The organism is Ralstonia sp. UNC404CL21Col (assembly GCF_000620465.1).
Taxonomy (GTDB): Bacteria; Pseudomonadota; Gammaproteobacteria; order Burkholderiales; family Burkholderiaceae; genus Ralstonia; species Ralstonia flatus.
The window spans coordinates 1,066,446-1,090,379 of the sequence record NZ_KK211140.1; the positions used below are offsets into that span (position 1 = coordinate 1,066,446).

At 63.9% G+C, this 23,934-nt stretch carries 21 protein-coding genes; 7 read left to right on the top strand and 14 right to left on the bottom strand.

From position 1 onward, the window contains the following. Positions 1 to 22: 22 nt before the first annotated feature. The 3 genes from N511_RS0123005 to N511_RS0123015 form a co-directional block, all read right to left on the bottom strand. Positions 23 to 1,111: an ABC transporter ATP-binding protein gene (locus N511_RS0123005; protein WP_027681400.1), complete on the bottom strand. Its 1,089-nt coding sequence runs from the start codon at positions 1,109 to 1,111 to the stop codon at positions 23 to 25. 519 nt (positions 1,112 to 1,630) lie between these two features. After that, on the bottom strand, positions 1,631 to 3,049 hold the full coding sequence (locus tag N511_RS0123010; RefSeq protein WP_027681401.1) for a sensor histidine kinase: 1,419 nt from the start codon (positions 3,047 to 3,049) through the stop codon (positions 1,631 to 1,633). Continuing rightward, on the bottom strand, positions 3,046 to 3,726 hold the full coding sequence (locus N511_RS0123015) for a response regulator (RefSeq protein ID WP_027681402.1): 681 nt from the start codon (positions 3,724 to 3,726) through the stop codon (positions 3,046 to 3,048). The genes N511_RS0123010 and N511_RS0123015 overlap by 4 nt, the downstream gene beginning before the upstream one ends. Positions 3,727 to 3,933: 207 nt before the next feature. Between N511_RS0123015 and N511_RS0123020 the strand changes: the two genes are divergently transcribed. Continuing rightward, positions 3,934 to 5,007: a porin gene (locus N511_RS0123020; protein ID WP_027681403.1), complete on the top strand. Its 1,074-nt coding sequence runs from the start codon at positions 3,934 to 3,936 to the stop codon at positions 5,005 to 5,007. Between the two features lie 76 nt (positions 5,008 to 5,083). Here the strand turns inward: N511_RS0123020 and N511_RS0123025 are convergent, their stop codons facing one another. The 9 genes from N511_RS0123025 to N511_RS0123065 form a co-directional block, all read right to left on the bottom strand. Next, positions 5,084 to 6,184 carry a J domain-containing protein gene (locus N511_RS0123025; protein WP_027681404.1) on the bottom strand — a complete coding sequence of 367 codons (1,101 nt, stop codon included), beginning with the start codon at positions 6,182 to 6,184 and terminating at the stop codon, positions 5,084 to 5,086. Between the two features lie 61 nt (positions 6,185 to 6,245). Next, positions 6,246 to 7,040 (bottom strand): ABC transporter ATP-binding protein, encoded by a 795-nt coding sequence (locus tag N511_RS0123030; RefSeq protein WP_027681405.1) that lies wholly within the window; start codon positions 7,038 to 7,040, stop codon positions 6,246 to 6,248. A 1-nt stretch (position 7,041) separates the two neighbouring features. After that, positions 7,042 to 7,950: an ABC transporter permease gene (locus N511_RS0123035; protein WP_004626972.1), complete on the bottom strand. Its 909-nt coding sequence runs from the start codon at positions 7,948 to 7,950 to the stop codon at positions 7,042 to 7,044. 175 nt (positions 7,951 to 8,125) lie between these two features. Then, the gene (locus N511_RS0123040; protein WP_027681406.1) at positions 8,126 to 9,106 is read right to left on the bottom strand and encodes an ABC transporter substrate-binding protein; all 981 of its coding nucleotides are present in this window, start codon (positions 9,104 to 9,106) and stop codon (positions 8,126 to 8,128) included. 290 nt (positions 9,107 to 9,396) lie between these two features. After that, positions 9,397 to 10,194 (bottom strand): peptidylprolyl isomerase, encoded by a 798-nt coding sequence (locus N511_RS0123045; protein ID WP_027681407.1) that lies wholly within the window; start codon positions 10,192 to 10,194, stop codon positions 9,397 to 9,399. A gap of 42 nt (positions 10,195 to 10,236) precedes the next feature. Further along, positions 10,237 to 10,509, bottom strand: coding sequence for a BolA family protein (locus N511_RS0123050; RefSeq protein WP_009238095.1), 273 nt, complete (start codon positions 10,507 to 10,509; stop codon positions 10,237 to 10,239). Beyond that, on the bottom strand, positions 10,509 to 11,081 hold the full coding sequence (locus tag N511_RS0123055) for a septation protein A (RefSeq protein ID WP_027681408.1): 573 nt from the start codon (positions 11,079 to 11,081) through the stop codon (positions 10,509 to 10,511). The genes N511_RS0123050 and N511_RS0123055 overlap by 1 nt, the downstream gene beginning before the upstream one ends. A gap of 43 nt (positions 11,082 to 11,124) precedes the next feature. Further along, complete coding sequence (msrB, locus tag N511_RS0123060; RefSeq protein ID WP_027681409.1) at positions 11,125 to 11,511, bottom strand: peptide-methionine (R)-S-oxide reductase MsrB; 387 nt, start codon at positions 11,509 to 11,511, stop codon at positions 11,125 to 11,127. Between the two features lie 128 nt (positions 11,512 to 11,639). Beyond that, positions 11,640 to 13,229 carry a protein adenylyltransferase SelO gene (locus N511_RS0123065; protein ID WP_027681410.1) on the bottom strand — a complete coding sequence of 530 codons (1,590 nt, stop codon included), beginning with the start codon at positions 13,227 to 13,229 and terminating at the stop codon, positions 11,640 to 11,642. A gap of 343 nt (positions 13,230 to 13,572) precedes the next feature. On the opposite strand from N511_RS0123065, the gene N511_RS0123070 reads away from it, so the two are divergent. The 6 genes from N511_RS0123070 (at position 13,573) to N511_RS0123095 (ending at position 20,590) form a co-directional block, all read left to right on the top strand. Continuing rightward, complete coding sequence (locus N511_RS0123070) at positions 13,573 to 15,201, top strand: 3-(methylthio)propionyl-CoA ligase (protein WP_027681411.1); 1,629 nt, start codon at positions 13,573 to 13,575, stop codon at positions 15,199 to 15,201. 218 nt (positions 15,202 to 15,419) lie between these two features. After that, the gene (locus N511_RS0123075; RefSeq protein ID WP_027681412.1) at positions 15,420 to 16,676 is read left to right on the top strand and encodes a branched-chain amino acid ABC transporter substrate-binding protein; all 1,257 of its coding nucleotides are present in this window, start codon (positions 15,420 to 15,422) and stop codon (positions 16,674 to 16,676) included. A 127-nt stretch (positions 16,677 to 16,803) separates the two neighbouring features. Continuing rightward, a complete protein-coding gene (locus N511_RS0123080) occupies positions 16,804 to 17,751 on the top strand; it encodes a branched-chain amino acid ABC transporter permease (RefSeq protein WP_027681413.1) in 948 nt (315 codons plus the stop codon). Beyond that, the gene (locus tag N511_RS0123085; RefSeq protein WP_027681414.1) at positions 17,752 to 19,086 is read left to right on the top strand and encodes a branched-chain amino acid ABC transporter permease; all 1,335 of its coding nucleotides are present in this window, start codon (positions 17,752 to 17,754) and stop codon (positions 19,084 to 19,086) included. Next, positions 19,083 to 19,871, top strand: a complete 789-nt coding sequence (locus N511_RS0123090) for an ABC transporter ATP-binding protein (RefSeq protein ID WP_027681415.1) — start codon at positions 19,083 to 19,085, stop codon at positions 19,869 to 19,871. Before N511_RS0123085 ends, N511_RS0123090 begins: the two co-directional genes overlap by 4 nt. Continuing rightward, complete coding sequence (locus N511_RS0123095) at positions 19,871 to 20,590, top strand: ABC transporter ATP-binding protein (RefSeq protein WP_012435575.1); 720 nt, start codon at positions 19,871 to 19,873, stop codon at positions 20,588 to 20,590. Before N511_RS0123090 ends, N511_RS0123095 begins: the two co-directional genes overlap by 1 nt. A gap of 67 nt (positions 20,591 to 20,657) precedes the next feature. Here the strand turns inward: N511_RS0123095 and N511_RS0123100 are convergent, their stop codons facing one another. Continuing rightward, entirely contained in the window at positions 20,658 to 22,184 is a 1,527-nt protein-coding gene (locus N511_RS0123100) for an amino acid permease (protein ID WP_027681416.1), read from the bottom strand. Positions 22,185 to 22,262: 78 nt separating this feature from the next. Then, positions 22,263 to 23,798 carry an amino acid permease gene (locus N511_RS0123105; protein ID WP_027681417.1) on the bottom strand — a complete coding sequence of 512 codons (1,536 nt, stop codon included), beginning with the start codon at positions 23,796 to 23,798 and terminating at the stop codon, positions 22,263 to 22,265. Positions 23,799 to 23,934 lie beyond the last annotated feature (136 nt).

Here is a 23,934-nt window from a genome sequence, read left to right on the forward strand (position 1 = left end):
CGGGCAGGGCTGCCCGCGTGCGTCATGCAAAAACGCGCAGGTGTTCCGGTGCGAACTCCAGCTGGATCGGCGCGCCCGGCGCGAAGCCTTCGAGCGCGCGCGTGCCCAGCGGCACCTTCACGAAACATTCGGGTTGGTCGGGCAGGGCGCAGCGCATGCGCACGTGGTCGCCAAAGTAGACGAGGCCGCGCGTCTGCCCGGTGATCGCATTGCCGGCGGCGGAAGCGCCTTCGGCCAGACGCATGCGTTCGGGGCGGATGCAGCCCGTGGCCGTGGCCCCGACGTTGGCGCCGGCCACGTTGCGGCCGACCACGCGGGCGCCGTCGTTGAGCTGAAGTTCGCAGTACTCGCCGTCAACGCGGGTGACGGTGCCGCGCAGCGTGTTGCTGTCGCCGATGAAGTTGGCGACGAACTCGTTGCAGGGGCGCTCGTAGAGGCTGTCGACCGTGTCGAGCTGCTGCACGATGCCCTTGTCGAACACGGCGACGCGGTCGGACATGGTGAGCGCCTCGCCCTGGTCGTGCGTCACGTAGACGAAGGTCACGCCCAGCTTTTCGTGCAGCGATTTCAACTCGTACTGCATGTGTTCGCGCAGTTGCTTGTCGAGCGCGCCCAGCGGTTCGTCCATCAGCACGAGCTTGGGCTCGAACACCAGCGCGCGGGCCAGGGCAATGCGCTGCTGCTGTCCGCCGGAGAGCTGCGCGGGGTAGCGCTTGGCAAAGCCTTCCATGCGGACCATCTGCAGGGTCTTGTGCACGCGCTCGGCACGTTCGGCGGCGGGCAGCTTGCGCACGGTCAGCGGGTATTCCACGTTTTGCGCCACTGTCATGTGCGGAAACAGCGCGTAGTTCTGGAACACCATGCCGATGTTGCGCTTGTGCGGCGGCACGTTGTTGAGCAGCGCGCCTTCGAGGCGGATCTCGCCGCCGGTCGGGAATTCAAACCCGGCCAGCATCATCAGGCATGTGGTCTTGCCCGAGCCGGAGGGGCCGAGCAGGGTGAGGAACTCGCCCTGGTAGATGTCCAGGTCCAGGTGCTTGACCACGAGGGTCTCGCCGTCATACGTCTTGCGTACACCGCGAAAGCTGACGATCACGTCGTCGGTCTTCATTGCTGCTTCCTCCATACCATGTCGGTCATCGGGCTGAGCGCTGCCGGCTGCAGGCGGCATTTGCTGGCTTGCCCCACGCTGCCCGTCGCGCCGTTCCCCGATCCGTTCGGGTCGGCCAACATGCCGTGTTGTGACGAATTGTTGATGGACTATAGCGGCTCATTGTTCTGCCAAGTGGACCCAATCCTGGTTATTTGATGGAGCCATTTATCGCCGCCGCGCAGGCACATCCCATGGGCGTGCGGGCCCGCGGCACCACAATAGGGAAAACCCCGGATGCCTTGCCCGAGCAAGCTCGGCGGCCGATCGTGTGGTCGTCGCGATGTGTTTCAGTTTAGGTCGTGCGCCAGCCCACGTGCGGCGGGCATAACAGAGCCAGGATGGAACCAATTTGGCCGGAACAGCAGCCCGTCCGGCCCGCGCGGAAATGGTGCGCCGCGTCTTCACGTAAACGGTGCATCGCCTGGGGGCACGCGCAACCGCTACACAACGATGTTGTCGTGCAGCAACCGGTTTTTTTCAGGCCGTCGGCTCTTCCATCAAGGCCAGCGCCAGGTAGACGGAGACGGTCAGCCCTCCGCCGGGCGTTTCCGACAGCGCCACCGTGCCGCCATGCAGGCGAGCAATCTCGCGGACGATCGCCAGGCCCAGGCCGCTGCCGTCGTGGCCTTCCGATGCCGCGCCACGATAGAAACGGCCGAAGACCGCATCGCGCTCCGGCACGGCAATGCCGGGGCCGTCGTCTTCCACTTGCAGCACGGCCTGCTCGCCGAGCATCGCCATCGCCTGCCGCTTGACCCGCAGCGTGACGCGCGCGCCGTTGCCGGCATACAGGATGGCGTTGTCGAGCAGGTTGCCGACCAGTTCCTGCAGCCATTGGGGTTCGCCGGCCACCGTCACCGGCTCGCTTTCAAAGCCGAGGTCGACGCCGGAGCGGCGCGCAACGGGCGCCAGTTCCAGCGCGACATCGCCGGCCAGTGTGTCAAGGCGTAGCGGCTGGAGTTGTGGCGCGTAGCCGCTGTCGGTCTCCAGGCGCGAGAGCGACAGCAGTTGCTGCACGCCGCGCGCGGCCTGGCGCACGGTGCCGTGCAGCGGCTCAAGGTGGCGGCGAATGCGTTCTCCATCGGGCTCCCGCAGGGCCAGTTCGGATTGCGCCTGGATCACGGCCAGCGGCGTCTTCAATTGATGTGCGGCGTCGGCAAAGAAGCGCTTGCGGGCCTGCACCATGCGCAGCAGGCGCGCCACGTACTGATTGATGGCCTCGACCAGCGGCGCGACCTCTGCCGGCAGGCCCTGCTGCGGTAGCGGTGCAAGCTCATCGGTGCCGCGGCTGGCGACGGTTTCGCTCAACTGGCGCAGCGGCCGCAGGCCGCGCCGCACGCCCAGCCAGACGATGCCCACGGCCAGCACCACCAGCAGCACTTCCTGCTGCAATGAACCCGCCAGGATCTCGTGCGCCAGCGCCTCGCGCGGCTCCAGCGTTTCGCCCACCAGCAGCCAGATGACCTGCGTTTCGGCCGACTGCGCATCGCGCACCGGCAGCGGCTGCGCGGCCATGCGCACCTGCATGCCGCGAAACTGCGTGTCGTAGAACAGGGTGCGATAGGGCGTGGGGCGCCGCCCGCCCGGCATGGGCAAATCGTCGTAGCCGGTGAGCGTGCTGCCGCCGGCATCGACGATCCGGTAGAAGATGCTGCTGCCGGTTTCCGATTCGAGAATGTCCAGCGCGAGGTAAGGCAGGTCGATGGCGAATTGCTTGTTGCGCAGTCGCACGCCTTCGCGCATGGCCTTGAGCGAGGCTTCGAGCGTGCGGTCGAACGCGGCGTTGGCGGCCGTCATGGCGCGCGTGTAAGTCAGCCACGCATCGAGCGCGAGCAACCCCAGCAGCGGCAGCAGCAGCCAGAACGAAAGCTGCCGGCGCAGGCTCGACGGGTTCATGGCGCCGCGCCTTCCGTGGCTTCCAGCAGATACCCGAGCCCGCGCAGCATGACGATGGCCACGCCGCTGCCGTCGAGCTTCTTGCGCAGGCGGTGCACGTAGATCTCGATGGCGTCGGCGTTGACGGATTCGTTGATGCTGAAGATCTTTTCCGAGATGGCGGCCTTGTTGACGGCGCGACCGTCGCGCAGCATCAGGACTTCCAGCACGGCGCGCTCGCGGCCGGTGAGGGCGAGCAGTTCGCCATGGAGCGTGAAGGCGCCGCTGATGCCGTCGTAGTGCAGCGGGCCGCATTGCAGCTGCGTGCTTTCGTGGCCGTGGCTGCGTCGGATGAGCGCGCGGGCGCGGGCTTCGACTTCAGTCAGGTCGAACGGTTTCGCAAGGTAATCGTCAGCCCCGAGGTTGAGGCCGCGCACGCGCTCTTCCACGGCGCCATGTGCGGTCAGGATCATCACCGGCAGCGGGTTCTTGCGGGCGCGCAGGCGGCGCAGCACTTCCAGCCCGTCCAGGCGGGGCAGGCCAATGTCGAGAATGGCCAGCGCGTAGTCCTGCGTGGTGAGCAGCAAGTCGGCCGCGTGGCCGTCATGCACGCAATCGACCGTGAAGCCGGCCTGGCCCAGGGCTTCTTCCAGCGTGCTGGCCAGCTTCAGGTTGTCTTCCACCAACAGGATGCGCATATCGGGACGTCTCTCAATCAGCCGCAGAGGAATACAGACATCGCCGCATGTTTTGAAGCTAGGGAAACCCCCGAGAACGCCGCGACACACCCGGGCAATTTCCCGTCAATCGAAAGTGAACTGAAAGTGCGTCCCTCATACGATCCGTCCCGCCCAACGGCCCTGTGACTGGGCCTTTGCGCAAGGACAACGAATAAGGGAGACCTGATGAACAAGACTTCGATGGCGCTGGCCGTGGTGGCGCTCGCCACCGCGACGACGGCTGGCACGGCCGCCGCACAATCCTCCAACGTGACCCTGTACGGGATCATGGATTCGGGCATCGAGTATGTGAACCACGCCGGTCCGAACGGCGGCAGCGCCACGCGCCTCGTCTCGGGCGGCAAGAACACGTCGCGCTGGGGCATGCGCGGCACCGAAGACCTGGGCGGCGGCCTGAAGGCCGTGTTCAACCTGGAAAGCGGCATCGCCATCGACACCGGCAAGCTCGACACGGACAACACGCTGTTCGATCGCCGCGCGGTGGTGGGGCTGGCGGGCGGTTTCGGCCAGGTGGTCGCCGGTCGCACCTTCACCACCACGTACGACTTCATGCTGCCGTACGACCCGATGGGCTACGCGCCGAACTACTCGTGGGCGACGTCGTCCACGGCAACGGGTGACCGCAAGGACGGTCTGTTCTCGCGCGCTTCCAACGCCGTGCGTTATGACGGCACGTTTGGCGGTCTGAAGCTCGGCGCCACCGTGGGCTTTGGCGAAGCAGCGGGCAACTTCAAGAGCAGCTCCAAGTACGACCTGGGCGTCGGCTACAGCGTGGGCGGCTTCTCGGCAGCCGTCACGTGGGATCGCCAGAACGGCGCAGGCACCAGCACCACGCCCGCAGACACGACCGATTACATCCAGGGCATTCACGCCGGTGCCAGCTACGACTTCGGCGCACTGAAGCTGTTCGCGGGCTACCGCAATTACAAGCGCGCGTTCACCCCGGCCACCGCCAGCCTGCGCAGCGACATGTATTGGGCGGGTGCCAGCTACGACGTGACGCCGGCCTTCACGCTGTACGGCGCGGTGTACAAGCAAAACATCAAGGACGGTACCGATGCCGATCCGATCCTGTTCTCCGTGCGCGGCCAGTACGCGCTGTCCAAGCGCACGACGGCGTATCTGTCTGCCGGTTATGCCAAGGCCAAGAACGGACAGAACGTGAGCCTGTCGCGCGACGTGGTGGGTTATGGCAACAACCAGGTCGGTGTGACGGCGGGCCTGCAACACCGCTTCTGATCGACCGATCGCAGTCAAAAACACGGGCACCTTCGGGTGCCCGTTTTCTTGGATCGGCGCGCGGCTCGGCAGGCTGTCAGTCGAGCGTCGTGCGGGATTTCAGCATGCGCCGCACGTCGCGGAAATCGTCGAAGGCGGCAAGGTCCTGCTCGATGTTGCGCACCTGTTGGCGCAGCGCTGCGATGTCGAGATCCAGCTTTTGCAAGACGGCGTCGGGTGGCAGCGCTTCGAACCGCTGATACCCGTACGTGTATCGGAACGTGGTCTCGACGCGATGGATCCGCCGGTCAAGCTCCCGCACCTGGTCTTTCAGGATCTGGTTGTAGTGCGTCAGCCGCGCTTCACTGATCCGGTTGATCGAGTGCTGGTCGATGTGCTCCAGCTCAAGCTGCAATTCCAGTAATTGCAGCAGGTTGTTCTTGTCGTAGGCCTCGTTGACGCGCTGCATGAGCCGCGTCTTGCGATCTCGCTCCTGCGGATCGGTTTCGCGGTCTGGGTGCAGGGCGCTGGCGAGCTTGCGATAGACCTCGCGAATGGACAGGGTGACCTGCGCCTGCTCGTCTTCTTCCCGCGCTTCTGCCGCAAGCTGCTTCGGAGATTTCTTTCGCGCGGCCCGGCGGGCTTCACGTTTGGTTGCGGCGGCGGCCTTTTTCTCAGCCCGTTGTGCGAGGTGCTCGCGGGCGCGTTGCAGTAGCGCCTCTTCCGAATGCACATCCGCGTCGTCGCCCAGGCCGACGCCGAGTGCGGCCTCCAGCCTTGCCTTCATCTCGGCAGCTTGCATTGCGGCTTCCCGGTCGAAGTCCGTGCCGCTGTACTTGTTGTAGAGCGCCTTCAGGCTCGCGTCTTCGTCGATCAGGTCTCGTGCAAGGTCGATGATGAGCGCGGACATCTTGCGGCGCTCGGCCTTGGTGAAGGCCTCGTGCTCGTAGACCTGGTCCAGGCTGCGCACAAAGCGGATCTGCAATGCGATGCGGCTACGCTCCAGCGGCAACAATTCGCTGGCATATCGGCTCTGGAACTGAACGGTGGCCGTTTCCCAATCCGACAGCCGCTTGCGCCGATTCTCGATCTGCTTGATCAGTGCGTTGAACGCTCGCTGACCCTTTGACAGCGTCGGCGAATCGTCCGCGTGCGGATTGGGCGCGATGCTGATGGCAGGGCGGTGGGCCTTGGTCATGGAGCGGAAATGTCGCGGGCTCCGCTAAGGGAGCCCGTCGATGTGATGTTGATACGATGGATCAGCCCAGCAACAGCGCGTCGTCGTCCACCTTGGCGCCGCGCGTTTCCTCGAACTTCTGCAGCAGGTGCGGCACGTCCAGGCCACGGCGTTCCTCGCCTTGCACGTCGAGGATCACGTTGCCCTGGTGCAGCATCACCGTGCGGTCGCCGTAGTCGAGCGCCTGGCGCATGGAGTGCGTCACCATCATCGTCGTCAGCTTGCTCTCCGAGACGATCTTGGCAGTCAGCTCCAGCACGAAGGCGGCCGTTTTCGGGTCGAGCGCGGCGGTGTGCTCATCCAGCAGCAGGATGCGCGACGGCTGCAGCGAGGCCATCAGCAGGCTCACGGCCTGGCGCTGGCCCCCCGAGAGCAGGCCGATGCGATCGGTCAGGCGGTTTTCCAGGCCGAGGTCCAGCCGGCGCAGTTGCTCGCGGAAGATCTCGCGCCACTTGCGGTTGGTGGCGAACGAGAAACCGCGACGCTGCCCGCGGCACATGGCCAGCGACATGTTCTCTTCGATGGTCAGGTTTTCGCACGTGCCGGCCATCGGATCCTGGAACACGCGGGCGACCTTGTCGGCGCGTTGCCACGCGGTCTTGCGCGTGACGTCTTCACCGTCGATCGTGATGCGGCCGGAGTCGACGAGCTGGTCGCCGCTGATGGAGTTCAGGAACGTCGACTTGCCGGCCCCGTTCGAGCCGATCACGGCGACGAACTGGCCCGCCGGAATCTCCAGCGACAGGCCGCGCAGCGCGCGCGTCTCGATGGGCGTGCCGGGGTTGAAGGTGAGGGTGAGTCCTTGTGCGCTCAGCATGTCAGTTCCCCTTGGTACCGTTCTTGGCCAGCTTGCCGAACACCTTGCGGCGCACACCGGGAAGCACGAGCGCGATCACCACCAGCGCGGCGGTCACCATGTTCAGGTCCTGCGCCTGCAGGCCGATGAAATCGCTGTTGAGCGCGAGGGCGATGAAGAAGCGATACAGGATCGCGCCCACCACCACGGCCAGCGTGGTCAGCACCAGGCGGCGTGCCGGCAGCACGGTCTCGCCGATGATGACGGCGGCCAAGCCGATGACGATGGTGCCAATGCCCATCGACACGTCGGCGCCGCCCTGCGTTTGCGCGTACAGCGCACCAGCAAGCGCCACCAGTGCGTTGGACAGCGCCATGCCGGCCAGCGTGGCCGCGCCCGTGGCGACGCCCTGCGCGCGGGCCATGCGCGGGTTGGCGCCGGTCGCGCGCAGCGACAGACCGATCTGCGTCGAGAAGAACCAGTCCACCAGCAGCTTGACGACCACCACGACCACACCCAGCAGCACCGGGCGGAACACGTAGTCGGGCATCCACTCCGGCTGCAGCAGAGAGAAGATCGTCGGCTCGGAGATGAGCGGCACGTTCGGCTTGCCCATGATGCGCAGGTTGACCGAGTACAGCGCGATCATCATCAGGATACTGGCGAGCAGATCCATGATTTTCAGGCGCACGTTGAGCCAGCCCGTGATGAAGCCGGCAACGGCGCCGGCCAGCGTGCCGCCCAGCGTCGACATGAACGGATCGTGTCCGCCGGCGATGAGCGTGGCCGCCACGGCGCCGCCCATCGGGAAGCTGCCGTCGACTGTGAGGTCAGGGAAGTTGAGGATGCGGAAGGAGATCAGCACCCCGAGCGCCACGAGACTGAAGATCAGACCGATCTCCAGGGCGCCGAGCAATGAAAACAGTGACATGACGGAATAGGGCGCGGCGATTGGGCACCGGCCGGTGTGCAATGAACGGGGACGCTTTCGGGTAGGAGCGTAAGCGCCCGGCCATGATGCGGCGGATAGCCGCGTCGGGGCTCGGGCAGGCAGACCCGCGCCGGGACGGCTCCGTCGGGCGGAGGCCGGCCCGGCGCCTTGCGAGTTACTTGATGACTTCCTTGGCGTCCTTCAGCAGGTCCGCCGACAGGGCCGCACCTTGCTTCTTGGCCGCGCCTTCGTTCACGAACAGCTCTAGGTCGGTGCTGCCGGCAGAGGCAATCGCGCCCGGCTTCTCACCCTTCAGGATGCGGGCGACGACCTTGCCGGTCTGCTGGCCCAGCTTGTAGTAGTTGATGCCCAGCGCTGCGATGGCGCCGCGCTTGACGCTGTCGGTATCGCCGGCCACCAGCGGGATCTTCGCTTCGTTGGCCACCTTCACCAGCGATTCGTACGCCGACACCACGTTGTTGTCGGTGTTCGTGTAGATCACGTCGACCTTGCCGATCAGGTTCTTGGCCGCCGGCCCGATATCCACCGTGCGCGGAGCCGCCGATTCGACCAGCGTCATGCCTTGCGCCGACAGCAGCTTCTTCAGCTCGGTGACCACCACGACCGAGTTGGCTTCGCCCGGGTTGTAGACCATGCCCACGCGCTTGGCATTGGGCACCACGCGCTTGATCAGGGCGATCTGCTTGTCCAGCGGCAGCTTGTCGGACACGCCGGTCACGTTGGTGCCGGTCGGCTCCCAGCTCTTGACCAGCTGTGCGGCCACAGGATCCGTCACGCCCGAATACACGACGGGGATCGACTTGGTGGCAGCCACAACGGCCTGCGCCGACGGCGTGGCGATGGCGATGATGGCGTCCGGCTTGTCGCCGATGAACTTGCGGGCGATCTGTGCGGCGGTGGCCGTGCTGCCCTGCGCGCTCTGGTATTCCCACTTCAGGTTCTTGCCTGCGTCGAAGCCTTCGGCCTTGAGCTGCTCCTTGGCGCCGTCGCGGATGGCGTCCAGCGCCGGATGCTCGACGATGGCCAGCACTTCGACCGACTTGGTGGCTTGCGCCAGCGCCGGTGCAGCTTGCAGCAGTGCCATCGGAATGGCAGCAAGCGCGGCAATGCGGAAGGCGTGCTTGAACGTGGACATAAGGATCTCCTGTTTCCTTTTGGGTGGTTTCGCTCTGGCAGCGGGCGGGATAGGCCTGCGCCGGCGTGGTTGGTTTTTCAGACTCTCTTGATTCTTGAGTGCACCGAAGCAGTGCAATGTCGGCGCACGTGGGCGCACATTATGGGACAAATCGCAATGCTTTTCAGCAAACACTTCAAAAGAACTTGAGGGGTGCCGGTGGGGTATTCCGGTTGCGTGCGATGCAACCCGGCCATCAAATCAAAAAGGGGCACGTGGCCCCTTTTTTCACTGCCCCAACGGGCGGCTGCTTACTGGATCTTCGCTTTTTCGCGCAGCTCTTTCAGCATCGCCTGGAACTTGCTGCGTTGCCAGTTCTGGTCGCCCATCATCATCTCGAGCAGCTGCGGCTTGACGTCTTCGTACGACGGGATCTTGGCGTCGCGCGTGTCATCCAGACGGATCACATGCCAGCCGAATTGCGTCTTGACCGGCGTCTGCGTGATCTGGCCCTTCTTCAGGCCCGTGAGTGCGGCCGAGAATTCCGGCACGTAGGTGCCCGGGTTGGCCCAGTCCAGATCGCCGCCGTTGGCGCCCGATCCCTTGTCCTTGGATTGCGCCTTGGCGATGTCCTCAAACTTGGCGCCGGCCTTCAGCTTGGCGATGATCGCCTTGGCGTCGGCTTCCTTGTCCACCAGGATGTGGTGGGCGTGGTATTCCTTGCCGTTGCCGAACTGCGCCTTGATCTTGTCGTACTGCTTGTGCAGTTCGTCTTCGGTGGCGGGGCTGTTCTTGACGTAGTCCTCGAACTCGGCGGCCACCAGCACGTTCAGGCGTGCCGAAGCCAGCTGCTCCTGAACGTCGTCGCGCTCCAGCAGACCGCGCTTGGCGGCGTCCTGCTCGATCAGTTCACGGTCGACCAGCATGTCGCGGGCCTTGGCACGCAGCTCAGGCGATTCGGGCTGGCCCGACTTCTTGATCAGCGCGTCCACCTTGGCGCTCGGGATGGCTTTGCCGTTGACCACTGCGGCATTCTGCGCCATGGCGGGAGCAACGGTCGCGGCAAGGGCAACAGCCAGCAGGCTGGCAGTGAGGCTGGAAATCTTCATGGGATTGCGTTCGAGGGAAGGACGAGTGAGCGTGGAATGCGCTTACGTGTTTTCTTCGGGAGTGACCGCGCGGATCGCCAGGGCATGGATTGCCGCCGGCCACAGCGTGTGCAGCGCATCATACACCATGCGATGACGCGCCAAACGGTTCTTGCCGGCAAAGGCCGCGCTGACGATTTCGACGTTGTAATGCCCGCCGCCGGAGGCTGCGCCGGCGTGTCCGGCGTGCTTGGCGCTGTCGTCTTCAACGACCAGTTGGACGGGCTGGAAAGCCTCGCGCAGGAGGCGTTCGATTTCTCGCGGATCTGCAGCCATCAGCGGTCGTCTCCGATGTTGGCGTCGTTCGCCGCATTGGCGGGGCGCTCCTGCATGTGGCGCGCCAGCCAGACACTTTGCGCAAGGATGAACACCACCATCAGGCCCATCGAGCCGAACAGCTTGAAGTTGACCCACACGTCGGTGTCGAAGTTGTAGGCCACGTAAAGGTTCAGGCAGCCCATGACCAGGAAGAACAGCGCCCACACCAGGTTCAGGCGGCCCCACATCGGCTCGGGCAGCGATACTTGCTGCTCCATCATGGCGCGGATGAGGTTCTTGCGAACGAACGCCACGCTGCCCAGCAGCACCACGCCAAACAGCCAGTACAGCACCGTCGGCTTCCACTTGATGAAGGTTTCGTTGTGGAAGATGAGCGTGGCGCCGCCGAACACACCGATGATGAGCAGCGACAGCCACTGCATGGCGTCGACCTTGCGGTGCTTGAACCACACCCAGGCGATCTGCAGCACGGTGGCGACCATCGCGACGGTGGTCGCCACATAAATACCGGCCACCTTGAAGGCAGCAAAGAACAGGATGACCGGGAACAGATCGAACAGGAATTTCATGCGGGAACGCGCTTGTGCGGGCCTTTGCGGGCCATTAGAGAGATCAATCGCCGAATTTTAGCGCAGCCGAGTTGATGCAATACCGCAGCCCGGTAGGTGCAGGGCCATCTTCGAACACGTGGCCAAGGTGCGCGCCGCAGTTCTTGCACTGCACTTCAATACGCAACATGCCGTGCGAGCGGTCGGTCTTCTCGGCGATCACCTCGCCGTTGATGGGCTGGAAATAGCTCGGCCAGCCGCAACCGGCGTCAAACTTGGTCGACGATTCAAACAGCGGCGTGCCGCAGCAGACGCAGTTGTAGACGCCGCGCTCCCAGTGGTCCCAGTACTTGCCGGTGAAGGGGCGTTCGGTCGCCGCTTCGCGGGTGACGCGGTATTCGATGTCGGAGAGTTGGTCGCGCCACTCGGCGTCGGATTTCTTGACGGTCATGGTGATGAGACTCCTTGTTGGATTCGGCCACCGCAAGGTGAGAACGACTGGGCGGCTGATGTTGTTTGTCGTGCTGCTGCGGCAATCCTGACAGGCGCGGATTAGAGCACGGTGTCAGTTCCGGCGCATCACGACGAGCAGCTCACTTCCAATGACGATGCCCAGTCCGGTGCCGGCTGCGCGTAGTGCTCGAAGCCGGGGTGGTCGTCAAACGGGCGGCCCAGTACCGCGCGCAGGTTTTCGACTTCGGAAAAATCCTTTTCCTTGGCGCGTCGGATGGCGATTTCGGCCAGGTGGTTGCGCAGTACGTATTTCGGATTGACGCGGTGCATGGCGGCCGCGCGCTCGTCGTCGGGTTGCGGTTCGGCCTGCAAGCGCTGGCGATAAGCGGCAAGCCACACGTCTGCGGCGGCGCGATCGAAGAAGACATCGCGGACGGTGCGCGCTTCTGCCGCGGCGGCCGTGTCGTCGCGGCGTACCTCGGCGAGGTGGCGGAAGAACAGCGTGTAGTCGGCGCGCTGATTGTGCAGCAGCTTGAACAGGTCGCCGAAGAGCGCCTCGTCTGCGTCCTGTGCGGTGGAAAGTCCGAGCTTGGCGCGATAACGTGCGTAGAAGGCTGCGCCGTAGACGTCGCGGTAGGTCAGCAACACGTTTTGCGCGGCGTCGATGGCGGGTTGGGCCTGCGCTTCGTCGCTCAAATCGACAAAAACGTCGGGATCTTCGCCAAACAGCGGCAGCAATGCCTGCGCGAGGCAGAACAGGTTCCAGTAGCCGATCTGCGGCTGCTGCGCGTAGGCGTAACGCCCGCCGGTGTCGGAGTGGTTGCAGATGTGGTTGGCGTCAAAACCGTCCAGGAAGCCGAACGGGCCGTAGTCGAGCGTGAGGCCGAGGATCGACATGTTGTCGGTGTTCATCACGCCGTGGCAGAAGCCGACGGCCTGCCAGTCGGCCATCAGTTCAGCGGTGCGGCGGGCCAACTCGCGTAGCAGGCCGAGATACGGTTGCGGTTCGCTGCGGCAGGCGGGGTAGAAGCGGTCGATGACGTAATCGGCAAGTGCGCGCAGTTGTGGCAGTTGTTCGCTGGCCGCAAAGTGCTCGAAGTGGCCGAAGCGCACGAACGACGGGGCAAGGCGTGTGACGACGGCGGCGGTTTCGATCTCTTCGCGGCGCACGGGGGCGTCAGCGCCAGTCACGCACAAGGCGCGCGTCGTCGGAATGCCCAAGCCTGCCATGGCTTCCGAACAGAGGAATTCGCGGATGGACGATCGCAGCACGGCGCGCCCGTCGCCCATGCGCGAATACGGCGTACGGCCAGCACCTTTGAGCTGGACTTCGCACGGGCCATCGGCGGTCTGGAATTCCGCCAGCAGCAGCGCACGGCCGTCGCCCAACTGGCCCGCCCACACGCCGAACTGGTGGCCCGAATAGACGGTGGCGAGCGGGTCGCTCCAGGCGGCGACGGCGTTACCGGTGAATACGGCCAGCCCCGCAGCGGTACCGAGTTCGGCGCGTGTGATGCCCAGCGGCGCCGCGGCATCTGGCGAGAAGCCGACCAGGTACGGTTCGCCAATCGCTCCCGAAGGCATGGGCATCGGGGGCAGGCGTGTCAGAAAGCGTTCGCCCAGTGCCGAGAAACCGGGGGCAGTGGCGGGGCGGCCGGGCCAGTCGAAATGGCTCGCAAGGGAATCGTCAGGCAAGGCGGCGGGGGAGGCAGTCATGAGATGGGGCGGCAGGCCAGAGGCCGGTAACACAAGAAAGGGCGCAAAAACAGTGCCGAATCCTCAAATGTTGTGCGCTTTGCAGCGCAGCAAAACGCACGCTGCGTAGGGGAAAACGCCATGTTGAGACGCAGCAACGCTATCGCGTATTGTACTTGCGAGTAAAGAAAGCTGCAGCCTGCGAACCCTTGCACCACAACGATTCGCAGGGTTTTACAGATGGCCGGGTAAACATGGGGGCCGATGTGGCAGCGCACAACAATATCCCGTTGACGTGCTTGGCGATCACGGGAACAATCGGCCAAAAAATAGAACGGTTGTTCAGTTTTTTCTAGGAGACACCATGGCCCTGATGGGACAAATGATGAGCGCCCCTTTGCTCATCTCGACCATCATCGAACATGCAGCGCGCAATTCCGGTTCGACTGAAGTCGTGTCGCGCCGTGTCGAGGGCGATATCCATCGCACCACGTACCGGCAAGTGCGAGACCGTTCCAAGCAACTGGCGAATGCGCTGGCCGCACTGGGCGTGCAGCCCGGCGAGCGCGTCGGTACGCTGGCCTGGAACGGCTATCGCCATCTTGAAATCTATTACGGCGTCTCCGGCTCGGGCTCGGTGTGTCACACCATCAACCCGCGGCTGTTCCCAGACCAGATCGCCTACATCGTCAATCACGCAGACGATCAGTACGTCTTCTTCGACCTGACGTTCGTGCCGCTTGTCGAGGGCATCGCGCCGCATTGCCCGAACGTGAAGGGCTGGGTGGCGATGACCGATCGCGCGCACATGCCCGCCTCCAGCGTGCCGATGCTCTGCTACGAAGAGCTGCTCGACGCGCAGAGCGCCGATTACACCTGGCCGCAGTTCGACGAGAACACCGCGTCCAGCCTGTGCTACACGTCGGGCACCACGGGCAACCCCAAGGGCGCGCTGTATTCGCATCGCTCCACGGTGCTGCACTCGTATGCGTCGGCCATGCCGGATGCGCTCGGGTGCTCGGCGCAGGACGTGATCCTGCCGGTGGTGCCGATGTTCCACGTCAACGCGTGGGGGCTGCCGTATTCGGTGCCGCTGGTAGGCGCCAAGCTCGTCTTCCCTGGCCCGAAGCTGGATGGCGCTTCGCTGTTCGAACTCTTCGAGCAGGAAAAGGTGACGTTCTCGGCTGGCGTGCCAACGGTGTGGCTCGGTCTGCTGCAACACGTGCAGGCCAACAAGCTGAAGTTTTCGACGTTCCGCCGCACGGTCATCGGTGGTTCTGCAGCGCCTCCGGCCATGATCCGCACGCTCAACGAGCTGGACGTGGAGGTCATCCACGCGTGGGGCATGACGGAGATGTCGCCGCTGGGCACCACGTGCAAGCTGATGGGCAAGCACGCCGATCTGCCGGATGAGGCCAAGCAGCATGTGCTGGAGCGCCAAGGCCGCGCCATCTACGGTGTCGAGATGAAAATTGTCGATGCCGAGGGCCACGAACTGCCGTGGGACGGCAAGGCTTTCGGCGACCTCTACGTGCGCGGGCCTTGGACCATCCAGAGCTATTACCGCAACGAGGTGTCGCCGCTGGTGGATGGCTGGTTCCCGACCGGCGACGTGGCCAACATCGATGCCGACGGCTACATGCAGATCACCGATCGCAGCAAGGACGTGATCAAGTCGGGCGGCGAGTGGATTTCGTCCATCGACGTGGAAAACGTGGCGGCAGCGCACCCCGGCGTGCACATGGCCGCATGCATTTCGTGCCATCACCCGAAGTGGGACGAGCGCCCGTTGCTGGTGGTGATGAAGAAGCCCGGCGTGGAACTCACGCGTGAGGAGATGCTCAAGTTCTTCGAGGGCAAGGTTGCCAAGTGGTGGATTCCGGACGACGTGGTGTTCGTCACCGAAATTCCGCTCACGGCCACCGGCAAGATGCAAAAGCTCAAGCTGCGCGAGCAGTTCAAGGATTATCAGTTTCCCGCTGTACAGGCTTAGCTAGATATAGAAACCGCCGCCCGTGCAGGGGAGCCACTCCGGCACGAGGACGGCGGACGTAAGACAACCGGATCAGGGCCGGCCGCTGTGTATCGATGACGGATGCAGCGGAATGAAGCCCGGGCGCGTTGCAACCTGGAGACGCAAGCAGCCGCAAGCCCACCAGAGGCACGCGGAGAGTGACTCGCCGGCGGCTCCACCACATGAAGGAGACACGCATGACGAAGTTCCGTCCGTTGGTTGTGGCTGTTGCATGTGTTGCGGCAATGGGTGGGGCACTCGGGCCCACCGCAGCGTCCGCCGCCGAAATCGTGAAGATCGCCTGGATCGATCCGTTGTCCGGCCTGATGGGCGCACTGGGCCAGAACCAGTTGCGCAGCTGGCAGTACATCGCCGATCTCGCCACGCAGAAGAACTGGGCCGGCGACGGCACCAAGTTCGAAGTGGTCGGCTTCGACAACAAGCTCTCGCCGCAGGAGAGCCTGACCGTGCTCAAGCAGGTCGCCGATCAAGGCATCCATTACATCGTGCAGGGCAACGGCTCGAGCGTCGGCATGGCGCTGGAAGACGCCGTGGCCAAGTACAACGAGCGTAATCCGGGCAAGGAAATCGTCTACCTGAATTACGCCGCGGTGGACCCGGACATGACCAACAGCAAGTGCAACTATTGGCACTTCCGCCTGGACGCCAACTCCGACATGAAGATGGAAGCCCTGACGAGCTTCCTGGCGAAGGATCCGAAGGTCAAGAAGGTCTACCTGATCAACCAGAATTATTCGTTCGGGCATCAGGTGGCGCGTGCGGCCAAGGAATACCTGAAACGCAAGCGTCCGGACATCGAGATCGTGGGTGAAGATCTGCACCCGCTGGCGCAGGTGAAGGATTTCTCGCCGTATGTGTCGAAGATCAAATCGTCCGGCGCCGATACCGTCATCACCGGCAACTGGGGCAGCGACCTGGCTCTGCTCATCAAGGCCGGCAAGGATGCGGGCCTCAACGCCAACTTCTATACCTACTATGCCGCCACGACGGGCGTGCCGACAGCCATGGGTTCGGCCGGTGCCGACCACGTGAAGTTCGTCGCCTACTGGAACGTCAACAACGACGGCTACAAGGGCGCCGATATCGTCGAGGGCTACAAGAAGAAATACAACGACGACTACTACCTCATGGCGTCGTACACCGGCATCGCCATGCTGGCCAAGGCCATCAAGCAGACCAAGTCGGCAGAACCTGCCAAGGTGGCCAAGGCCTTCGAAGGCATGAAGGTCGACAGCCTGAATGGCACCTTCGAGATGCGCGCGTCTGACCACCAGGGCCAGCAGCCGCTCTTCATCGCCACCTGGCAAAAGACCGACGGCAAGAGCGTCAAGTTCGACCAGGAAAACACCGGCTACGGCTGGAAGACCGACGCGGTGCTCGATCAGTACGTCGCGTCGCAGCCGACTTCCTGCCAGATGAAGCGTCCTCAATAGCGCGGCGGGTGGTGTGCCGAAGGGCCGCCCGATGCTATCGTGCGGCGATGTTTTAAACGGAGTCCATGGGCCAGCGCCTTGATGCGTGCGGCCCATGCTTCGCCGAATCTGCTGGAAGGGCTGCAGCGTGGAATTTCTAGTCATCAATCTCTTGAACGGCATCAGCTACGGGCTGCTGCTGTTCATGCTGTCTTCAGGCCTGACGCTGATCTTCAGCATGATGGGCGTGCTCAATTTTGCGCATGCCAGCTTCTACATGCTGGGCGCGTATTTCGCCTATGTCGTCAGCGGCTATCTGGGTTTCTGGTCCGCGTTGATCGTGGCGCCGCTGCTGGTGGGTGCGCTGGGTGCAGTGGTTGAGCGCTTCGGCCTGCGCACGGTGCACCGCTATGGCCACGTTGCCGAACTGCTGTTCACCTTCGGGCTGGCCTACCTGATTGAAGAGGGCGTGAAGCTGGTGTGGGGCCTGCCCGCCGTGCCGTATCGCGTGCCGGACGCACTCGATGGCCCGCTGTTCACGCTGTTCACGTCGTCGTTTCCGAAGTACCGCGCCTTCATGATGCTGGTGTCGCTGCTGATGCTGCTGGGCATCTTCCTGTTGCTCACACGCACGCGGATCGGGCTTGTCATTCAGGCCGCGCTGACGCACCCGGACATGGTGGAAGCGCTGGGCCACAACGTGCCGCGCGTCTTCATGCTGGTGTTCGGTGGTGGTTGCGCGCTGGCTGGCCTGGCAGGCGTGATCGGCGGCAATGCCTTTGTGACCGAGCCCTCGATGGCGGCTGCGGTCGGCTCCATCGTCTTCGTGGTGGCGGTCGTGGGCGGCATGGGATCGCTGGTGGGCGCATTCATTGCGTCGTTGCTGATCGGCTGCATCCAGACCTTTGCCGTGACGCTCGATATTTCGGTGACCAGCCTGCTCGGGAAGATCGGCGTCACGCTCAACCCGGACGTGCCGCTCATCTCGGTCTGGAACCTGACGATTGCGCAAGTCGCACCGGTGCTGCCGTATCTGCTGCTGGTGCTGATGCTGATCTTCCGCCCGCGCGGGCTGATGGGAACGCGGGAGAGCTAAATGGAACGCACCATGCACCAACAAGCGCAACAACAAGCCGCGCTGCCGGCCAACGATCGTGCGCGGACAATGAAGTTCAAGCCGGTCAATCTTGCCCGCTGGCTGCTCTGGGGCACGACGGCACTGGTGATGATCGTGCTGCCGCTCATCTGGCCGCAGGGTTTTGCCATCACGCTGCTCTCGCAGATGGGCATCATGATCATCTTCGCCCTGTCGTACAACATGCTGCTCGGACAGTCCGGCATGCTGTCGTTCGGGCACGCGGTGTATTCCGGTCTGGGCGCCTTCATGGCCGTGCACCTGCTCAACAAGATCGGCGCCATGCAGGCGCTGGGCATTGGCGGCCCGCTGGCCGTAGCCCTGCTGCCGATTGCCGGCGGCCTCGGTGGCGCGCTGTTCGGCGTCATCTTCGGCTACGTCACCACCAAGAAGGCCGGCACGACGTTCGCCATGATCACCATGGGTATCGGCGAGATGGTGTTCGCCAGCGCCTTGATGTTCCCGGACTTCTTTGGGGGCGAGGGCGGCGTGTCGACCAATCGCAGCATCGGGGAAGGGCTGCTTGGCGTGACGTTTGGCCCTGCGCGGCAGGTGTATTACCTGATCGCCGCGTGGTGCCTGATTTCGATGGCGCTGATGTACGCATGGACGCAGACGCCGCTGGGCCGCATCGCCAACGCGGTGCGCGACAACCCCGAGCGCGTGGAATTCATTGGTTACAACACGCAGCGCGTGCGCTTCCTGGTGGTGATTCTGTCGGCGTTCTTCGCGGGCATTGCGGGTGCGCTGTCGTGCATCAACTTCGAGATCGTGACCGCCGAGAACGTGTCGGCCGTGCGCTCGGGCTCGGTGCTGCTGGCGGCATTCATTGGCGGCATGGGCAGCTTCTTCGGGCCGATCATCGGCGCGGTGCTCACGGTGTTCTTCACCGTGGCGCTGTCTGGCATCACGAAGGCATGGCTGCTCTATCTGGGCTTGTTCTTTGTGCTGATGGTCATGTACGCGCCGGGCGGCATTGCCAGTCTTCTGGTCATGCATCTGCCTATCCTGCGGCGCGGCAAGCTGAAGACGCTGCTGCCGGCTTATGGCGTGGCGATCGTGCCGGCGGTCATCCTGCTGATTGCGTTGATTTCCACCGTGGAAATGATCTACGCCGTGCAGGACGATGCCTCCGGTGGTGTGGCGAAGCTGTTTGGCCTGACCGTCGAACCGACAACCTTGAAGCCGTGGATTGCCGCCGCCGTGCTGTGGCTGGCGGGCGCCTTCGGCCTGCGCGCCGCAGCGGGCAAGCTGCGCGCCGCTTGGGACAACGCATTGCAGGAGCCGCAACCATGAGCCAACCGACATCCGGTCCGACCGCAGCGCTCGAGTTGCGCGATGTTCGCAAGCGTTTCGGCGCAACGGAAATCATTCGAGGGGTCAACCTCACCATCGGCAAGGGCGAGCGCCATGCACTCATCGGCCCGAACGGTGCCGGCAAGTCGACCACGTTCAACCTGATCTCGGGCCGCTTCCCGGCCAGCTCGGGCAGCGTGCGACTGAACGGTGAAGAGATCAGCGGCCTGGCGCCGTTCGAGATCAACCGCAAGGGCCTGTCGCGCAGCTTCCAGATCACGAACATCTTCCATCGCCTGTCGGTGTTCGAGAACCTGCGTTGCGCGGTGCTCTGGTCCCTCGGCTACAAGTATTCGTTCTGGCACAAGCTGGCCGAATTGCGCGACGCACGCGAACGCGCCGAAGAAGTGCTCGAGCAGATCGGCATGACGCACCGGCGTGATGCCGCTGCGGGCCTGCTGACGTACGCCGAGCAACGCGCGCTGGAAATCGGCATCACCATTGCGGGCGGTGCCGATGTGATCCTGCTGGATGAACCGACCGCCGGCATGAGCCGCTCCGAATCGGACCACGCGGTGGATCTCATCCGCAAGGTCACCGTCGGCAAGACGCTGGTGATGGTCGAGCATGACATGAGCGTGGTGTTTGGCCTCGCTGATCGCATCTCGGTGCTCGTCTACGGCGAAGTGATCGCCACCGACACGCCCGAAGCCATTCGCAACAACCGTCGCGTGAAAGAGGCCTACCTCGGCACCACGCTGGACGAACCCGCAGGAGCGCATTGATGGCAACGAATACTCCGATGTTGGAGGTGCGCGACCTGCACGCGTACTACGGCAAGAGCCACATCCTGCACGGCGTCGACATGCACGTGGGCGAGGGCGAGATCGTTGCGCTGCTCGGCCGCAACGGCGTCGGGCGTTCGACCCTGGCCAAGTCCATCATGGGCATGGTGCGGCACGAAGGCGAAATTCTGCTGCGCGGCAAGAACGTGAGCGGCCTGCGAACCTTCGAAGTGGCGCACAAGGGCATCGGCTATGTGCCCGAGAACCGGGATATTTTCCCCACGCTGACGGTGCGGCAGAACCTGCTGCTTGGCGAGAAGCGCAACCCCAGTCAGCCCAAGCCGCGTTGGCAGGTGGAAGACATGTACCAGATGTTCCCGCGCCTGAAAGAGCGCGAGAACACGGCCGCCGGTGTGCTGTCGGGCGGCGAGCAGCAGATGCTGACGCTGTGCCGCACGCTGATGGGCGATCCCGATTTCATCATCATCGACGAGCCCACCGAAGGTCTTGCGCCGCTGGTCGTGACGCTCGTGGGCGAGTATCTGAAGACGCTCAAGGAGCGGGGGATCTCCGTACTGCTGGTCGAGCAGAAACTCGCCATTGCCCTCGACATTTCACAGCGGGTGTATGTGATGGGCCACGGGCAGATCGTGTTTGAAGGAACGCCCCAGCAGTTGAAGGCGGACGCCAAGGTCCGGCAGGAGTGGCTGGAGGTTTAAACGCCGCTGGTCGATTCACTGCGTACAGATGGCCCGCATGGACAACCGTGCGGGCTTTTTATGGCGCTCAGTTGACGACAGTGCGCGCCGCAGCGGCTTCCTTGGTCGCCTCGGCTTGTTGCAGATGCGCGGCGCTGAACTGCATTTCCGAATACTTCACAAACCGCGTCTTGAACTTCCAGCGGTAAGCCAGCCAGATCGCCACGAACAGGATCACGCCGCAATAGGTTGCGATGAAGGCACCGAAGTTGTCGATCGGCGCAAACAGCGCCTTGGTGTTCTGCCCAAGAATGATCACCACGCAAAGGATCGCCACCATGATCGGCCCGAATGGGAAGAACGGCGACCGATACGCCAGTTGGGCCACGGAATGCCCCTGGCTGGTAAACCCCTTGCGGAAGCGGTAGTGCGCCAGCGCAATGCCGAACCAGGCAATGAAGCACGTCACTGCAGACGTATTCAGCAGCCACAGGTAGACGACCTGATCGCCAAACAACGAGCTGAAGAAGCACAGCGCGCCAACGGCCGACGTGGCGACGAGCGCGCGATGCGGCACGCCGTTGCCCGACACCTTGGCAAACCAGCGCGGCGCCTGACCTTCTAGCGACAGGTCGTACAGAATCCGCGTCGATACATAGAGGCTCGACGTGCCGGACGACAGCAGCGCGGTCAGCACCACCGCATTCATCATCCCGGCCGCAAACGCGAGGCCCGCATGCTGAAACACCAGCGCGAACGGGCTGACGCCGACGTCCGTCGCTTCATTGCGCAGCAGGTTCGGGTCGGTGTACGGCAGCAGCACGCCGATGATCAGGATCGCCAGCACGTAGAACAGCAGAATGCGCCAGAACGTCTGGCGGATGGCGCGCGGGATCGTGCGGGAGGGGTTCTCCGCTTCGCCGGCGGCCACCCCGATGGTCTCGACGCCCTGGAACGAGAACCCGGCAATCATCGCTACCCCGACCATGGCGGGCACACCGCCCACGAAGGGTGCATCGCCCACCGTGAAGTTCTGCCAACCTGACTGCGGCCCGCCGTGCATGATGCCGAAGATCATCGCCAGGCCGATCAGCAGGAACACGACGATGGTCACCACCTTGATCATCGAGAACCAGTATTCCGCCTCGCCAAAGCCGCGCACGGAAAAGGCGTTGAGGCCAAACATCAGCAGCAGGAATGCGGCGCTCCAGACCATGCCCGACACGCCCGGGAACCAGTACTTCATCACGAGTTGCGCGGCGGCCAGTTCCACGGCAACGGACACGGCCAGCGCAAACCAGTAATTCCATCCGAGCGCAAAGCCGAAGCCTTCTTCCACATACAAACGGCTGTATGTCACGAACGAGCCCGAGACCGGCAGATGCACCGCCAGCTCGCCCAGACTCGTCATCAGGCAATAGACCATCACGCCGATCAGCGTGTAGGTCAGCAGTGCGCCGCCGGGGCCAGCCTGGGCAATGGAGGCGCCGGATGCAACGAACAGCCCCGTGCCGATGGCGCCGCCCAGGGCGATCATCATCAGGTGGCGCGAGCGCAGGCGTCGGCGCAGTTCGGATTGGGCTTCGAGGCCGGTGGGGGTGATGGGTGTATGCATAGCCGGTGGCGCCGGAGCGGGCGCCCCAATAAAAACGCCGGCCGGATGCTGAGCAAACGGCAGGCGGAGCGGGTGTAATTACTGCGTGTGGTTCGGGGCGGTCGGCAATTCAGGGCCGGGGTCTTGGCCGGCCAGCGAATCGCGCAGCACGGGCGGGCGCGGGAAGTGCATGTCCTGGTAACGGACGATGCCGCCGCCACGCACCAGCCGGTAGCCGATCCAGATCAGGAAGAAGACCGGGATACCGATGTAGGTTGCGATGACCGCCGGCCAATCGACGGTGCCGCTCGTGAACGCCTGGTAGTTCTGGCCGAGCGTGATGACCAGGCACAGCCCGAACGCGAACAGCGGACCATACGGGAAGAACTTGGAGCGATACGGCAATTGCGCCGGATCATGCCCCTGCGCCACCAGCCCCCTGCGGAATCGGTAGTGACTGATGGCAATGCCAAGCCATGCGACGAAGCCCGTCATGCCGGACGTATTCAGCAGCCACAGGTAGACCGTCTTGTCGCCATACAGCGAACTCAGGAAACACAGCGCGCCGACGGCCGTCGTCGCCAGCAGCGCGTTGCGCGGCACACCGTTCCGCGTCAGTTGCGCAAAGATGCGCGGTGCGCGGCCCTCGGTGGCCAGGTTGTAGAGCATGCGGGTGGATGCATACATGCCCGAGTTGCCCGCCGACAGCACGGCCGTCAGGATCACCGCATTCATCAACCCCGCCGCAAACGCCAGGCCGGCATGCTTGAACACCAGCGTGAACGGGCTCACGCCAATGTTGGTGACTTCCGTCGAGAGCAGATTCGGATCGGTGTACGGGACCAGCACGCCGATGATGAAGATGGCCAGCACATAGAACAGCAGGATGCGCCAGAACACCTGCTTGACCGCACGCGGAATGGTGCGTGCCGGGTCGGCCGATTCGCCAGCCGCCACGCCGATCAGCTCCGTCCCCTGAAACGAGAACCCCGCGATCATCGCCACGCCGATCATCGCCGGCAGCCCGCCCACGAACGGCGCATCACCGATCGTCAGATTCTGCAGGCCCGACTGCGGACCGCCCTTCATGATCCCGAAGATCATCGCCAGGCCAATGCCGATAAAGAAGATGACCGTGACGACCTTGATGAGCGCGAACCAGTATTCCGCCTCGCCAAAGCCGCGCACCGAGATGGCGTTGAGCAGGAACATGATGGCGAGGAACACGGCGCTCCACAGCACACCCGGCACATCGGGAAACCAGTAATGCATGACGAGCTGCGCGGCCGCCAGCTCCACGGCAATCGTCACGGCCCAGTTGTACCAATAGTTCCAGCCGAGCGCGAAGCCGAAGCCTTCGTCCACGTACAGCGCGCCGTAGGTGGCAAAGGAGCCGGAAACCGGCATGTAGGCTGCAAGCTCGCCCAGGCTGGTCATCAGGAAATAGACCATCGCCCCGATCAGGATGTAGGCGGCAAGGGCGCCTCCGGGGCCGGCCTGCGAGACCGACGCGCCCGAGGCCACGAAGAGCCCGGTGCCGATCGACCCGCCGATGGCGATCATGGTGAGATGGCGCGCGCGCAAGGTGCGGCGCAAGCCCGGCGTCTCTGAGGACGGGGTAGCGTGTTCTGACATGGATACAGAGTGGTCGATTTTGCTCGGATCGCGAATCAAATCGACGAAATGTGACGAGACGTCCCCGCGCCTGATGGGCACCCGGCGAACGAAATGCGCGACTCTATCAAAACCGTCGCGTAGCGGGCAAAAAATC